The sequence below is a fragment of the Komagataeibacter sp. FNDCR2 genome (assembly GCF_021295395.1).
Classification (GTDB): Bacteria; Pseudomonadota; Alphaproteobacteria; order Acetobacterales; family Acetobacteraceae; genus Komagataeibacter.
Genome location: NZ_JAIWOU010000001.1, coordinates 2,519,632 through 2,532,632 on the forward strand (window position 1 = coordinate 2,519,632; position 13,001 = coordinate 2,532,632).

Sequence of the window (13,001 nt, forward strand, 5' to 3'; positions counted from 1 at the left end):
GCGCGGGGTATGGCCCACGGGCCTTGTCGCGGCGGGCGGGGGAAGCCAGATATGGGACCAGCCGGCATGCGATGCCGGGCGGCATCCGGTTCCCCGCGGGGAGCGGAACAGGGAGAGTTCATGAGCATTTCTTCACGCCCGGCGCGGGTTCCGGCGGGCCAGCATGTCAGCCAGCAGTCAATCCGCGTGCGCGGCGCGCGGGCGCATAACCTGAAAAACGTGGATGTCGACATTCCCCGTGACGCGCTGACGGTCATGACCGGGCTTTCGGGGTCGGGCAAGTCCTCGCTCGCCTTCGACACCATCTATGCCGAGGGGCAGCGCCGTTACGTGGAAAGCCTCTCGGCCTATGCGCGGCAGTTCCTTGAGCTCATGGGCAAGCCCGATGTCGATTCGATCGAGGGCCTGTCCCCCGCCATTTCCATCGAGCAGAAGACCACATCCAAGAATCCCCGCTCCACCGTCGGCACGGTGACGGAGGTGCATGACTACATGCGCCTGCTCTGGGCGCGCGCGGGCGTACCCTATTCCCCCGCCACCGGCCTGCCGATCGAGGCGCAGACGATCAGCCAGATGGTGGACCGTGTCATGGCCATGGCGGAGGGCACGCGCCTCATGCTGCTGGCCCCGGTGCTGCGCGACCGCAAGGGCGAGTGCAGGAAGGAACTGGCGGAACTCCAGCGCAAGGGCTTCACGCGCGTCAAGGTGGACGGCACGCTGTACACCATCGAGGAGGTGCCGGATCTCAACCGCCGCCTGCGCCACACGGTGGAGGCCGTGGTGGACCGCGTGGTGGTGAAGGAAGGAATCGAAAGCCGCCTGGCCGACAGTTTCGAGACCGCGCTCGGCCTGTCCGACGGGCTGGTCTATGCCGAGGAGGTGGTGAAGAACGCGCCCGAGGGCAGCGAACCCCCGCGCACGGTCTTCTCCTCCCGCTTCGCCTGCCCCGTCAGCGGTTTCACGCTGGAGGAGGTCGAGCCCCGCCTGTTCTCCTTCAACGCGCCGCAGGGGGCCTGCCCCGCCTGTGACGGAATCGGGCAGGAAACATTCTTCGATCCCCGCCTGATCGTGCCCGACGAATCGCTCTCGCTCGGCGCGGGGGCGATCGCCCCGTGGCGCAACAGCCAGAGCCCGTACTACACCCAGACCCTGGCCGCCATCGCCGCGCATTACGGGGTGTCGATGGAGACCCCGTGGGAAGACCTGCCCGAAGGCGTGCGCGATGTGATCCTTGAGGGCGGGAAAGACCCGATCGAGTTCACTTACCGTGATGAACGGCGCAGCTACAGCCTGACCAAGCCATTCGAGGGCGTCGTGACCAACCTGCGCCGCCGCATGGCGGAGACCGACAGCGCATGGGTGCGTGAGGAACTGTCGCGCTACCAGTCCGAAAAGCCCTGCCATGTCTGTGACGGCGCGCGCCTGCGGCCCGAGGCCCTGTCCGTGCGGGTAGCGGGCATGAACATCGCGCAGGCGTCGGATATGCCGATCAGCCGGGCGCTGGAATGGTTCGGCACGGTGGAGGCCACGCTCACGCCCCAGCGCGCCGAGATCGCGCACCGCATATTGCGCGAAATCCTCGACCGCCTGCGTTTTCTGGATGATGTGGGGCTGGATTACCTGACACTTTCACGCGGCTCGGCCACGCTTTCGGGCGGGGAGAGCCAGCGCATCCGGCTGGCCAGCCAGATCGGCTCCGGGCTGACCGGGGTGCTGTACGTGCTGGATGAACCCTCCATCGGCCTGCACCAGCGCGATAACGAGCGCCTGCTGGGCACGCTGGACCGGCTCAAGAAACTGGGCAACACGCTCATCGTGGTCGAGCATGACGAGGATGCGATCCGTGCCGCCGACTGGCTGATCGACATGGGGCCGGGGGCCGGGGTGAATGGCGGCCATATCGTGGCTGCGGGCACCCCGGCGGAAGTCGCGGCCAACCCCGCCAGCCTGACGGGGGATTACCTGTCGGGCCGCCGGTGCATTCCCGTGCCCGCCCGGCGCCGCACGGCGGCCGAAGGGCGCGAACTGGTGCTGCGCGGGGCCACGGGCAACAACCTCAAGGACGTGACGGCGCATTTCCCGCTGGGCACGTTTACATGCGTGACCGGCGTGTCCGGCGGCGGCAAGTCCACGCTGGTGATCGATACGCTGTACAAGGCCCTGTCGCGGCGGCTGATGGGATCGGGCCAGAACCCGGCCCCCTATGAAGCCATCGACGGGCTGGACCAGCTCGACAAGATCATCGACATCGACCAGTCCCCCATCGGGCGCACGCCGCGCTCGAACCCGGCCACCTATACCGACCTGTTCGGCCCGATCCGTGACTGGTTTGCCGAACTGCCTGAAAGCAAGGCGCGCGGCTACAAGGCGGGCCGCTTCTCCTTCAACGTCAAGGGCGGGCGGTGCGAGGCCTGCCAGGGCGACGGCGTGCTCAAGATCGAGATGCACTTCCTGCCCGACGTGTTCGTCACCTGCGATACCTGCAAGGGCGCGCGCTACAACCGCGAGACGCTGGAGGTGAAATTCCGGGGCAAGTCCATTGCCGATGTGCTGGCCATGTCGGTGGATGAGGCGCTGCCCTATTTCTCCGCCGTGCCACGCATCCATGACCGGCTGGCCATATTGCAGAAGGTGGGGCTGGGCTACGTCGCCCTGGGCCAGCAGGCCACCACGCTTTCGGGGGGGGAGGCGCAGCGCGTCAAGCTGTCCAAGGAACTGGCGCGCAGGGCCACGGGGCGCACGCTCTACATCCTTGATGAACCGACCACCGGCCTGCATACGGAAGATGTGCGCAAGCTGCTCGAAGTGCTGCACGCGCTGGTCGATCAGGGCAATACGGTGGTGGTGATCGAGCATAACCTCGAAGTCATCAAGACAGCCGACTGGGTGATCGACATGGGCCCGGAGGGCGGTGACGGGGGCGGCCGGATCGTGGCCAGCGGCACGCCCGAACAGATCGCGGCCTGCGCCGCCAGCCATACCGGGCGATTCCTCAAGCCCCTGCTGGGTGACAGGCCGGAGGCGCCGGTCGCGCCGCCGCCCGCCACAAAGGGGCGCGGCAAAAAAGCCACACTGGCCAAAGCGCCCGAGAATGTAAAAAAGAAGGCAAAACCGGCAAAAGCCGGGCGCAAAACGGCAAAGTAAGCCCGGCTCCGCGCCATGGATGGGGCGGTGGAGATAAAAAAACCGGGCCGATGGTGCGAAAAACACTTGCATCGCACCATCGGCTGGCCCTATCAGCGCCTCTCTTGGCCCAAGGGGGCAATCTTGCCCAACAGGCTATCTACTGGTTTTGGGGTACGTGATGAACGCACTTGCTCAACTGGGGATGGTCTCGGAACACCCGAGCGATAACCAGATTTCTTCAGCGCCGTTTTCGTCCGAGGACGACCGGAAGGACTATTTCGTCGAGAAAGACGGAATGAAGTTTGCGGGAACGCACCTTCTTGTTGATCTTTGGGACGCCCGGAATCTAGACGATCCGGAGCAGATCGACCGTACCCTGTGCGAGGCCGCCGTAACGGCCGGGGCCACGATCCTGCACAGCCACTTCCACCACTTCACGCCCAATGGCGGCGTGTCGGGCGTGGTGGTCCTGGCGGAAAGCCACATCTCCATCCACACATGGCCCGAGCGGAATTTCGCCGCCGTGGATATTTTCATGTGTGGGGCGTGCGATCCGCACCTTGCCATTCCGGTCATGCAGCGCCTGTTCCAGGCCGGCCGGATCGAGGTGGACGAGCAGCGCCGTGGGCGCGTCTCGCTCTAGCGCCTGGGGCCGGGGTGGTCTTGCCATGCCCGGCCTGCCTTCAGCAAAAATCAGGTATCGGGCCGGATGCATGTCCGGCCCGTGCTTTTTCATGTGTATTGATTAGGACGGAAGGGGAACCGCAATGTCCCGTGAGTGGATCAGCGAGGGCCTGTACGAAGGCTGGCGGCAGGAACTGCGTGTGGACCGGCTGCTGGCGCGGACAAAAAGCGCGTTTCAGGATATCGTCGTGTTCGAGAATGTCGATCTCGGCCGCGTCCTGATGCTTGACGGCGTGGTCCAGATCACCGAGCGGGATGAGTTCGTCTATCAGGAAATGCTGACCCACGTTCCCCTGCTGGAACATGGTGATGCGAAGCGCGTGCTGATCATCGGCGCGGGTGACGGCGGGGTGCTGCGCCGCGTGCTTGAGCACGGCACGGTGGAAAAGGCCGTGATGGTCGAGATCGATGGCGACGTGATCGAGCTGTCCAAGACGTTCCTGCCCTCCATCGCGGGTGATGCCTGGACCGATCCGCGCGCCGAGGTGATCGTGGGCGACGGGATCGAATACGTCACCAACGCCGCCGATGGCGCGTTTGACGTCATCATCGTGGACAGCACCGACCCGATCGGCGTGGGCGAGGTGCTGTTTACCGATTCGTTCTACAGACACTGCGCGCGTATCCTCAGCGCCAACGGCATTATCGTGAACCAGTGCGGCGTGCCGTTCATGCAGGCCGATGAACTGCGGGACACCAGCGCGCGGCGGGCGCAGTTCTTCGCCCATGTCTCGGCCTATGTGGCGGCGGTGCCGACCTATGTGGGCGGGTTCATGACGCTGGGTGTCGCGGCCAAGGGCGCCGTTCCGGGCCAGCATTCAGCCGATGTGATCCGCGCGCGCGCGCAAAAGGCCGGGATCGGCGCGGACTGCCGTTACTGGACGCCGGAGATGCATGCCGCCTCCTTCATCCTGCCGCCCTATATCGCGAAGAACCTGCCGCGCTGAACGGATCGCGTCCCCCCGGGTTTTCCCTGGGGGATGGACGTTTCCGGGTGCCGCCTTTTTTGAAAAAAAGGCGGCATAAGGGCCCGTTCAGGCCCTTGGCGCATGGCGCGCGGCCTTGCGCACGCTGATTTCCTTTACACCAAGTTCCTTCACCCCATCGGCGAAGACCTTGAAATGCGGCGTGGCGAGATGGGTCTCGAAGGCGGCTTCATCGTCATAGACCTCAAGCAGGATGACGGTCCGCGGGTCATCGAGGGGGGTTACGGCCTCAAAGCGCAGGCAACCCTTCTCATCCGCGACCGAGCGTTCGCTGTCATAGGCGCAGAGTTCGAGAAACCGCGCGCGGCTTTCGGCGGGAACGTCGAATTCCGCCACGATGGTCAACGGGCTTGTGGTCATGGCCGGGCTCTCCTTATTCATGTCTCGGTTCCACGATATACGCATGGGCGCGCAGGTGGTGGCCACCCGTATCATGCCGATTTTCATGGATTGACTTGGCGCATCCTGTCATGTCAAGTCAGTGCTGTCGACACGGGAGAGACCGGCCATGCGCCGGCGCCGAAGGAGCAACCGCCCCGGAAACTCTCAGGCCAAAGGACCGGTCGGCCGAGACTTCTGGAAAGAGGTATCCCCTGGTGGATACCCGCCGACGGGATAGCGATCTCAGGCACATGCGACAGAAGGGGCACGTAGAATCCACCCGGATTCGACAGGAGTGCCGCCATGTCCATCCCGTTGCCCGCCCGTGTTCCCGCCCGTTCCCCGTTTTCCATTTTCCGTTCCGCTGGCGCGTATCGTGCCGCCCTGCCCGCATGCGCGCGTGGGCGGGCCCGCGCGCATGCGGATATGCACAAGGCCCAGCCCGCATGAACCAGCCCCTGCTGCGCACCCCGCTTTACGATCTTCATCTTGAACTCGGTGCCCGCATGGTGCCGTTCGCCGGTTACGAAATGCCGGTGCAGTATCCCGCGGGCGTCATGGCCGAACACCTGCATACCCGTGGGCAGGCCGGGCTGTTCGATGTCTCCCATATGGGGCAGGTGCGGATCCGCCCCCATTCCGGGCAGGTGGCGGACGCCGCTCGCGCGCTGGAAGCACTGGTGCCCGCCGATCTCGTGGCGCTGCGCCCCGGCCGCCAGCGTTACGCCCTGTTCATGACGCCCGATGGCGGCATCAGCGACGATCTCATGGTCACGAATATGGGGGAGTGGCTGCTGCTGGTGGTCAACGCGGCGTGCAAGGCGGCGGATTTCGCGCATGTGCATAAAGCTCTGGGCGATACCTGCACGGTCGAGATGCTGTCCACGCGCGCGCTGCTTGCCGTGCAGGGGCCTGCGGCGGAGGCGGCGCTGGCCAGCCTGAACCCGGCGGCGGCCGGGATGCGCTTCATGGATGTGGCGGAGATGGACCTGGCGGGCGTGCCCTGCATCGTTTCGCGCTCCGGCTATACGGGTGAGGACGGATATGAAATCGGCATGGCGGACGGGGATGCGCTTACGGTGGCGCGCGCCCTGCTGGCGCAGCCGGGCGTGGCCCCCGCCGGTCTGGGCGCGCGTGACAGCCTGCGGCTTGAAGCCGGGCTGTGCCTGTACGGAACCGATATCGACCTGACCACCACGCCGGTCGAGGCCGCGCTGGAATGGTCCATCCAGAAAAGCCGCAGGCCCGGCGGCGCGCGCGCGGGTGGCTATCCGGGGGCGAAGATCGTGGCGGACCAGTTGGCCGATGGCGCGTCGCGCCGCCGCGTGGGCCTGCGTGCCGAAGGGCGCGCGCCGGTGCGCGGCGGCGCCGAACTGTTTGCCGATGCGGCAGGCGCCACCCCGGCGGGCCGCGTCACCTCCGGCGCGTTCGGCCCCAGCGTCAATGCCCCCGTGGCCATGGGTTACGTGGCGAATGACCTGTCAGCCCCCGGCACGCGTCTTTTCGCCGCGGTGCGCGGGCGGCTGCTGCCGGTGCAGGTTACGGCGCTGCCTTTTGTCGCGCCGACATTCCGCCGCTAGGTCCCGCGTATTTTCACAGAACTTCCAGATCAATGGAGCATGAGCATGACGGTCTATTACACGAAAGAGCATGAATGGCTGCGCGTTGAGGGCAATGTCGCGGTGATCGGCATCACGCCCCATGCGGCGAACGAACTGGGCGAACTGGTCTTTGCCGAGGCGCGCGACCCCGGCACCACCGTCGAGCAGGGTGACAGCGTGGCCGTCGTGGAATCGGTCAAGGCGGCATCGGACATCTATGCCCCGATCACGGGGGATGTGCTGTCGTTCAACGATGCGCTGACCGATGACGCCTCCCTCGTCAACCGCGACCCGGAGGGGGAAGGCTGGATCGTGCGCATGAACATGGCCGACCCCGCCCAGCTTGACGGCCTGCTGGACGCCGCCGCCTACGCCGCGCTGGTTGGCTGATCTCATCCCCCCTTTCATCTGACGGAGTATGCTGGCCGTGACGTCTCCCTCCTGCGGTTCTTCTTCCCTGTGGCATGGTCTGGGCGATGACACCGGTGCGTTCTGCGCCCGGCATGTCGGCCCGGACGCGCAAGACGTGGCCGGGATGCTGCGCGTGGTGGGGGCTGACACGCTTGACAGCCTGATGGCGCAGACCGTGCCGGACAGCATCCGCCTCCATGGCGGGATGGGTCTGGGCGCAGGCGTGTCCGAGCCCGTGGCGCTGGCCCGCCTGCGCGCCATCGCGGCGGAAAACCGGGTCCTGACATCGCTGATCGGCCAAGGCTATTACGATACGTTCCTGCCCGGTGTGATCCAGCGCAACGTGCTGGAAAACCCGGCCTGGTACACGGCCTATACCCCCTACCAGCCCGAAATCAGCCAGGGTCGTCTCGAAGCACTGCTCAATTTCCAGACGCTGGTCATCGAACTGACCGGTCTGGACGTGGCCAATGCGTCCCTGCTGGATGAAGGCACGGCGGCGGCCGAGGCCATGGCCATGGCCCGCCGCGTGGCCAAGAGCAGGGCCACGGCCTTTTTTGTCGATGCCGACTGCCACCCGCAGACCATCGCCGTGCTGCGCACCCGTGCCGAGCCGATGGGCTGGCAGCTCGTGCTGGGCGATCCCGCAACCGATCTGGACCCCCAGGCGGTGTTCGGCGCGCTGTTCCAGTATCCCGGCTCGACTGGTGAACTGCGCGACCCGCGCCCGTGGATCGAGGGCCTGCATGCGGCGGGCGCCATCGCCGCGGTCTGCGCGGACCCGATGGCGCTCATGCTGGTGGAAAGCCCCGGCGCGCTGGGGGCGGACATCGCGGTGGGAACCATGCAGCGTTATGGCATGCCGATGGGGGCCGGTGGCCCGCACGCGGCCTACATGGCGGTGCGTGACGCGTTGCGCCGGAACATTCCGGGGCGGATCGTGGGTGTGTCCATCGATGCGCGCGGCAAGCCCGCCTACCGTCTGGCGCTCCAGACGCGCGAACAGCACATCCGCCGTGAAAAGGCGACATCCAACATCTGCACGGCGCAGGCGCTGCCCGCCATCATCTCGTCCATGTATGCGCTGTATCATGGGCCGGCGGGGCTTAGGGCCATTGCCGGGCGCATCCACCGCCTGACCGCCATCGCGGCGGCGGGGCTGCGCGCGCTGGGCTGCACGGTCGTCACGCAGGCGTTCTTTGACACGCTGAAGGTGAAAACCGGCGCACAGACCGATGCGGTCATCGCCCGCGCGCTGGATGCGGGCATGAACCTGCGCCGCGTGGATGACGCCCATATCGCTCTCAGCCTTGATGAAACCTCAACCCCCGGGACCGTGCGCGCCGTATGGCGCAGCGTGGGCGGGGACGGCGGGCCGGTGGCGGAGATCGAAGCCGGTCTGGGCGCGGTGGGCGACACCATCCCGGCGGGTCTTGCGCGCGGGGGTGAATTCCTGACCCAGCCGATCTTCTCCGCCTGCCGCTCGGAAACCGACATGCTGCGCTACCTGCGCCGTCTGGCGGACCGTGATCTCGCGCTTGACCGTTCCATGATCCCGCTTGGCTCATGCACCATGAAGCTGAACGCCACGGCGGAAATGCTGCCCATCACCTGGCCGGAATTCTGCAATATCCATCCCTTCGCCCCGGCCGATCAGATGCGGGGTTACGCGCGCCTGTTCACCGACCTTGAGCGCATGCTGTGCCAGATCAGTGGCTACAGCGCGGTGTCGCTCCAGCCCAATTCCGGCGCGCAGGGCGAATTCGCGGGGCTCATGGCCATTCGCGGCTACCACCATGCCCGTGGTGACGCGGGGCGTGACGTATGCCTGATCCCGGCATCTGCCCATGGGACCAACCCCGCCTCCGCCCAGATGGCGGGCATGCGGGTCGTGGTGGTGGCGTGCGACGGGCAGGGCAATGTCGATATCGCGGACCTGAAGGCAAGGATCGCGCAACATGCGGACCAACTGGCCGCCATCATGATCACCTATCCCTCCACCCATGGGGTGTTTGAGGAAAACGTGCGCGAGATCTGTGATCAGGTGCATGCGGCGGGTGGTCAGGTCTATGTGGATGGCGCGAACCTGAACGCGCAGGTGGGACTGGCGCAGCCGGGTGTGTATGGCGGTGATGTCAGCCATTTCAACCTGCACAAGACCTTCTGCATTCCCCATGGCGGGGGTGGTCCCGGCATGGGGCCGATTGGCGTGGGCGCGCATCTGGCCCCCTACCTGCCCGGCGCGCCGCAACGGGGGGAGGCCAATGCCATTTCGGCCGCGCCGTTCGGCTCGGCCGATGTGCTGCCCATTTCATGGATGTACATGGTCATGATGGGTGATGCGGGGCTGAAGCGCGCGACCGGGGTCGCGATCCTGAATTCCAACTACATCGCGACCCGCCTGTCCGGGCATTACCCAGTGCTGTACCGGGGCGCGCAGGGGCGGGTTGCGCATGAATGCATCATCGACCTGCGTCCGCTCAAGGATGAGACCGGCGTTACGGTGGATGACATCGCCAAACGCCTGATCGACCATGGTTTCCATGCGCCCACGGTCAGCTTTCCCGTGGCGGGCACGTTCATGATCGAACCGACCGAATCCGAAAGCCGGGCGGAGCTGGACCGTTTCTGTGACGCGATGATCGCCATCCGCGCGGAAATCAGCGCCGTGGCGGATGGAAAGCTGACGATTGAACACAGCCCCCTGCGCCACGCCCCGCATACCGTGCGCGACCTGACCGACCCGGAGTGGAACCGCCCGTACGACCGCGCCGCCGCCTGCCTGCCCGGCGCGGTGGCGGCCGCGAGCAAATACTGGTCGCCCGTCAACCGGCTGGATAATGCCTATGGCGACCGTAACCTGGTGTGTTCCTGCCCCGATACGGGAAGCTACATGGACTAGGAACGGATTGCGTCGTTCCGGTTCGGGTATATATTCGCAAGAATATAATTCTCGCGACCGGATCGGGGGCAGGGGCATGAACTGGGGCAGAAGGGGTATGATCGCCGGGGTGGTGGCGGGGAGCATGGTGCTTGGCGCATCCGTTCCGCCGCCCGCCATGGCGCGCGACATTACGGATATGGCGGGCAACGCCGTGTCCGTGCCCGATCACCCCACCCGCATTGCCGACCTGTGGTTCGCCCATAATGAACTGGTGCTGATGCTTGGCGGCGCGCGACAGGTGGTCATGACCGTGGACCGCCCGCAGGCGCGGCCATGGATGTACCGGGTCTTCCCCGCCCTGTATGACGCGCAGGCGGTCAATGGCCCGCAGGTCAATGCCGAGACCCTGCTGCGTGAGCGGATCGATCTCGTATTCGTGCCGGAGGCGTCGGCCACCATCGCGGCGTTCCGCGCGGTGGGGGTGCCTGTTCTCGTCTCCTCCTTTCAGGACACGGACGGGCTTTTGCGCGCGGTGGACATGACGGCCACCGCACTGGGCACGGACGATGCGCGTGCGACGGCGGCCCAGTACCGCACCATGATGCGGCAGACCGTAAATGATGTGCGTGCGCACCTGTCCGGCCTGACCGATGCCGCGCGCCCGCGTGTCCTGCATGTGCAGTCGCTGCATCCGTTGCGGGTGGATGGGGGGCACAGTATCGTTGATGAATGGATCACCCTTGCGGGCGGCCGCAATGCGGCCACGGAGCTGGCAGGCAACCTGAAAGCAGTCTCGGCCGAGCAGGTCGCGGCGTGGGATCCCGATGTGGTGATCCTCGGCCCCGGTAGCGGCCCGCTGGATCTGGGGGCGGATGGCGGCATGTGGAGCAGGCTGCGCGCGGTGCGCACGGGCCGCGTCTATCAGAATCCCGATGGTGTTTTCCCCTGGGACCGATATGGCAGCGAACTGCCACTCCAGATCCGCTGGGCCGCGAAGACCCTGCATCCCGACCGCTTTGCCGATACGGACCCCGTGGGCATGACGCGCGATTTCTACCGTACCTATTTCCACTATGACCTCAGCACTGCCGATGCGCAGCGTATCCTCGCGGGGCAGCCCCCCCAGCCCGCCACGGATCAGGCGCAGTGAGCCTGCCGCGCCTGCGCGCGCCGGTTGTGGGGTTCGTGTGTATCGCAGCGCTGGTGGTTCTGGCGGGGGGGTCGGCCTGTGTCGGCCGGTTTCCGCTCCGGCCGGAGCAGGTGCTCGGGGCGCTGCTTGCGGCAGCGGGCCTGACGCCCCGCGTGCCGCCGGTGGATGCGGATCTGGTGCATACCATCCTGTTTGGCGCGCGCCTGCCGCGTATTGGCGGGGCGATGTGCGTGGGGGCGGCACTTTCGGTCGCGGGCGCGGCGTATCAGGCCGTGTTCCGTAATCCGCTGGTCTCACCCGGCCTGCTGGGGGTGCTGGCGGGGGCGGGAACCGGGGCCGCGCTGGGCATTGTATGGGGGCTGGGTACGCCGGGTGTCGCGGCGCTGTCCTTTGTGGGCGGTCTCGCGGCGGTGGGTTTCGGGGTGGGGGTGGCGCATATGTTCGATGCGGCTTCCATGATGATGCTGGTCTTTGGCGGCCTGATCAGTTCGGCGCTGTTCACCGCGCTGCTTTCATTGCTGAAATATATCGCGGATCCGCAGAACCAGTTGCCGGACATCGTATTCTGGCTGCTGGGCAGCCTGACGCAGGTGAGTGCGCAGGCGCTGGGCGTGCTGGTGCTGCCGGTTGTGGTCGGCATCGTGCTGCTTTCGGCCTGCGGGCGCATGCTCGATGGTCTGGCGATGGGGGATGAGGAAGCCCGCACGCTCGGCATTCCCGTCATGGCGCTGCGCTATGGGGTGATTGGCGCGGCGACGGTGCTGGCGGCGATGACGGTATCGGTCGCGGGCATGATCGGCTGGGTCGGGCTGGTGGTGCCGCATGTGGCGCGGCTGCTGGTGGGGCCGTGCAATATGCGGGTGCTGCCGGTCAGCGCATGTATCGGGGCCATGTTCCTGCTGGTCTGTGATGATCTGGCGCGCACCCTTTCGGTGGAGGAAATACCCGTTGGCCTGATTGCCGACCTGCTGGGGGTTGTGGTGTTCGTGGCGGTGCTGCCGCTGCTGCGGCGCGGGTGGCGGGCATGAGCAACGATATGCCCGTCCTGTGCATGGACCATGTGGGGTTCCGCCGCGGCAGGCGCATGGTGCTGCATGACCTTTCCTTCGGCATAAGGGCGGGAGAGACCACGGCGCTGCTGGGGCCCAATGGCGCGGGCAAGACCACGCTGCTGCGGCTGCTGCTTGGTCTTGTACAACCCCATACGGGGCAGGTCCTGCTGGACGGGCGGCCCATGTCGCACTGGTCACGGCGCGAGGTGGCCCGGCGCATCGCCTATGTGCCGCAGGGGCATGTGCCGCTGTTTCCCTATAGCGTGCGTGATATCGTCGGCATGGGGCGGCTGGCGGAAACGCCTTTCGCACCCGCCCTGCGCGCAACGGATAAGGACGCGGTCGATCGCGCCCTTGCGGAACTGGCCATTACCCGTCTGGCCAGCCGCCCCTATACCGACCTTTCCGGGGGGGAGCGGCAGGCGGTGCTGCTGGCGCGCGCGCTGGCGCAGGGCGCGCGCACCCTTATTCTGGATGAGCCGGAAACGGGGCTGGACCATGGCCAGAAGCAGCGCCTGTACGCCCTGCTGCGCCGGCTGGCGGCACAGGGGCATGCCGTGGTGGCCACGACGCATGACCCGCTTCAGGCGGCGTGCATGTTTGATCGCGCGGTGCTGTTGCGCCATGGGCGGATCGTGGGTGATGGCATGGCCGCCGATGTACTCTCCGCCGATATGGTGGAGCAGCTTTATGCGCCAGCCGACACTCTGGAGACTGTTTGAAAAT

At 66.3% G+C, this 13,001-nt stretch carries 11 protein-coding genes and 1 riboswitch; of the genes, 10 read left to right on the top strand and 1 reads right to left on the bottom strand.

Annotation, left to right across the window (positions count from 1 at the left end):
• Positions 1–120: 120 nt before the first annotated feature.
• The 3 genes from uvrA (at position 121) to speE (ending at position 4,757) form a co-directional block, all read left to right on the top strand.
• Entirely contained in the window at positions 121–3,144 is a 3,024-nt protein-coding gene (gene uvrA, locus LDL28_RS12020) for an excinuclease ABC subunit UvrA (protein ID WP_233058757.1), read from the top strand.
• Positions 3,145–3,304: 160 nt separating this feature from the next.
• Entirely contained in the window at positions 3,305–3,769 is a 465-nt protein-coding gene (gene speD / locus LDL28_RS12025; RefSeq protein ID WP_025813068.1) for an adenosylmethionine decarboxylase, read from the top strand.
• A gap of 124 nt (positions 3,770–3,893) precedes the next feature.
• On the top strand, positions 3,894–4,757 hold the full coding sequence (gene speE, locus LDL28_RS12030; protein ID WP_233058758.1) for a polyamine aminopropyltransferase: 864 nt from the start codon (positions 3,894–3,896) through the stop codon (positions 4,755–4,757).
• A gap of 87 nt (positions 4,758–4,844) precedes the next feature.
• Here the strand turns inward: speE and LDL28_RS12035 are convergent, their stop codons facing one another.
• The gene (locus LDL28_RS12035) at positions 4,845–5,156 is read right to left on the bottom strand and encodes a putative quinol monooxygenase (protein WP_233058759.1); all 312 of its coding nucleotides are present in this window, start codon (positions 5,154–5,156) and stop codon (positions 4,845–4,847) included.
• A gap of 122 nt (positions 5,157–5,278) precedes the next feature.
• A riboswitch (glycine riboswitch) is annotated at positions 5,279–5,368 on the top strand.
• 112 nt (positions 5,369–5,480) lie between these two features.
• On the opposite strand from LDL28_RS12035, the gene LDL28_RS12040 reads away from it, so the two are divergent.
• From LDL28_RS12040 to LDL28_RS12070, 7 genes are all read left to right on the top strand, one after another.
• Complete coding sequence (locus LDL28_RS12040; RefSeq protein ID WP_233058760.1) at positions 5,481–5,627, top strand: hypothetical protein; 147 nt, start codon at positions 5,481–5,483, stop codon at positions 5,625–5,627.
• The gene (gcvT, locus tag LDL28_RS12045; RefSeq protein ID WP_233058761.1) at positions 5,624–6,757 is read left to right on the top strand and encodes a glycine cleavage system aminomethyltransferase GcvT; all 1,134 of its coding nucleotides are present in this window, start codon (positions 5,624–5,626) and stop codon (positions 6,755–6,757) included. The genes LDL28_RS12040 and gcvT overlap by 4 nt, the downstream gene beginning before the upstream one ends.
• Positions 6,758–6,802: 45 nt before the next feature.
• The gene (gene gcvH / locus LDL28_RS12050; protein WP_233059292.1) at positions 6,803–7,168 is read left to right on the top strand and encodes a glycine cleavage system protein GcvH; all 366 of its coding nucleotides are present in this window, start codon (positions 6,803–6,805) and stop codon (positions 7,166–7,168) included.
• 28 nt (positions 7,169–7,196) lie between these two features.
• Complete coding sequence (gcvP, locus tag LDL28_RS12055) at positions 7,197–10,091, top strand: aminomethyl-transferring glycine dehydrogenase (protein ID WP_233058762.1); 2,895 nt, start codon at positions 7,197–7,199, stop codon at positions 10,089–10,091.
• A 76-nt stretch (positions 10,092–10,167) separates the two neighbouring features.
• Positions 10,168–11,223 (top strand): ABC transporter substrate-binding protein, encoded by a 1,056-nt coding sequence (locus LDL28_RS12060; protein ID WP_370636333.1) that lies wholly within the window; start codon positions 10,168–10,170, stop codon positions 11,221–11,223.
• Positions 11,220–12,251 carry an iron ABC transporter permease gene (locus tag LDL28_RS12065; protein ID WP_233058763.1) on the top strand — a complete coding sequence of 344 codons (1,032 nt, stop codon included), beginning with the start codon at positions 11,220–11,222 and terminating at the stop codon, positions 12,249–12,251. The genes LDL28_RS12060 and LDL28_RS12065 overlap by 4 nt, the downstream gene beginning before the upstream one ends.
• Positions 12,248–12,997 carry an ABC transporter ATP-binding protein gene (locus LDL28_RS12070; protein ID WP_233058764.1) on the top strand — a complete coding sequence of 250 codons (750 nt, stop codon included), beginning with the start codon at positions 12,248–12,250 and terminating at the stop codon, positions 12,995–12,997. Before LDL28_RS12065 ends, LDL28_RS12070 begins: the two co-directional genes overlap by 4 nt.
• The last annotated feature ends 4 nt before the right edge of the window (positions 12,998–13,001 follow it).

Excerpts from the sequence above, each read along its gene's own strand:
- uvrA (WP_233058757.1), top strand. The coding sequence starts at position 121 with ATGAGCATTTCTTCACGCCCGGCGCGGGTTCCGGCGGGCCAGCATGTC.
- speD (WP_025813068.1), top strand. The coding sequence starts at position 3,305 with ATGAACGCACTTGCTCAACTGGGGATGGTCTCGGAACACCCGAGCGAT.
- speE (WP_233058758.1), top strand. The coding sequence starts at position 3,894 with ATGTCCCGTGAGTGGATCAGCGAGGGCCTGTACGAAGGCTGGCGGCAG.
- LDL28_RS12035 (WP_233058759.1), bottom strand. The coding sequence starts at position 5,156 with ATGACCACAAGCCCGTTGACCATCGTGGCGGAATTCGACGTTCCCGCC.
- LDL28_RS12040 (WP_233058760.1), top strand. The coding sequence starts at position 5,481 with ATGTCCATCCCGTTGCCCGCCCGTGTTCCCGCCCGTTCCCCGTTTTCC.
- gcvT (WP_233058761.1), top strand. The coding sequence starts at position 5,624 with ATGAACCAGCCCCTGCTGCGCACCCCGCTTTACGATCTTCATCTTGAA.
- gcvH (WP_233059292.1), top strand. The coding sequence starts at position 6,803 with ATGACGGTCTATTACACGAAAGAGCATGAATGGCTGCGCGTTGAGGGC.
- gcvP (WP_233058762.1), top strand. The coding sequence starts at position 7,197 with ATGCTGGCCGTGACGTCTCCCTCCTGCGGTTCTTCTTCCCTGTGGCAT.
- LDL28_RS12060 (WP_370636333.1), top strand. The coding sequence starts at position 10,168 with ATGAACTGGGGCAGAAGGGGTATGATCGCCGGGGTGGTGGCGGGGAGC.
- LDL28_RS12070 (WP_233058764.1), top strand. The coding sequence starts at position 12,248 with ATGAGCAACGATATGCCCGTCCTGTGCATGGACCATGTGGGGTTCCGC.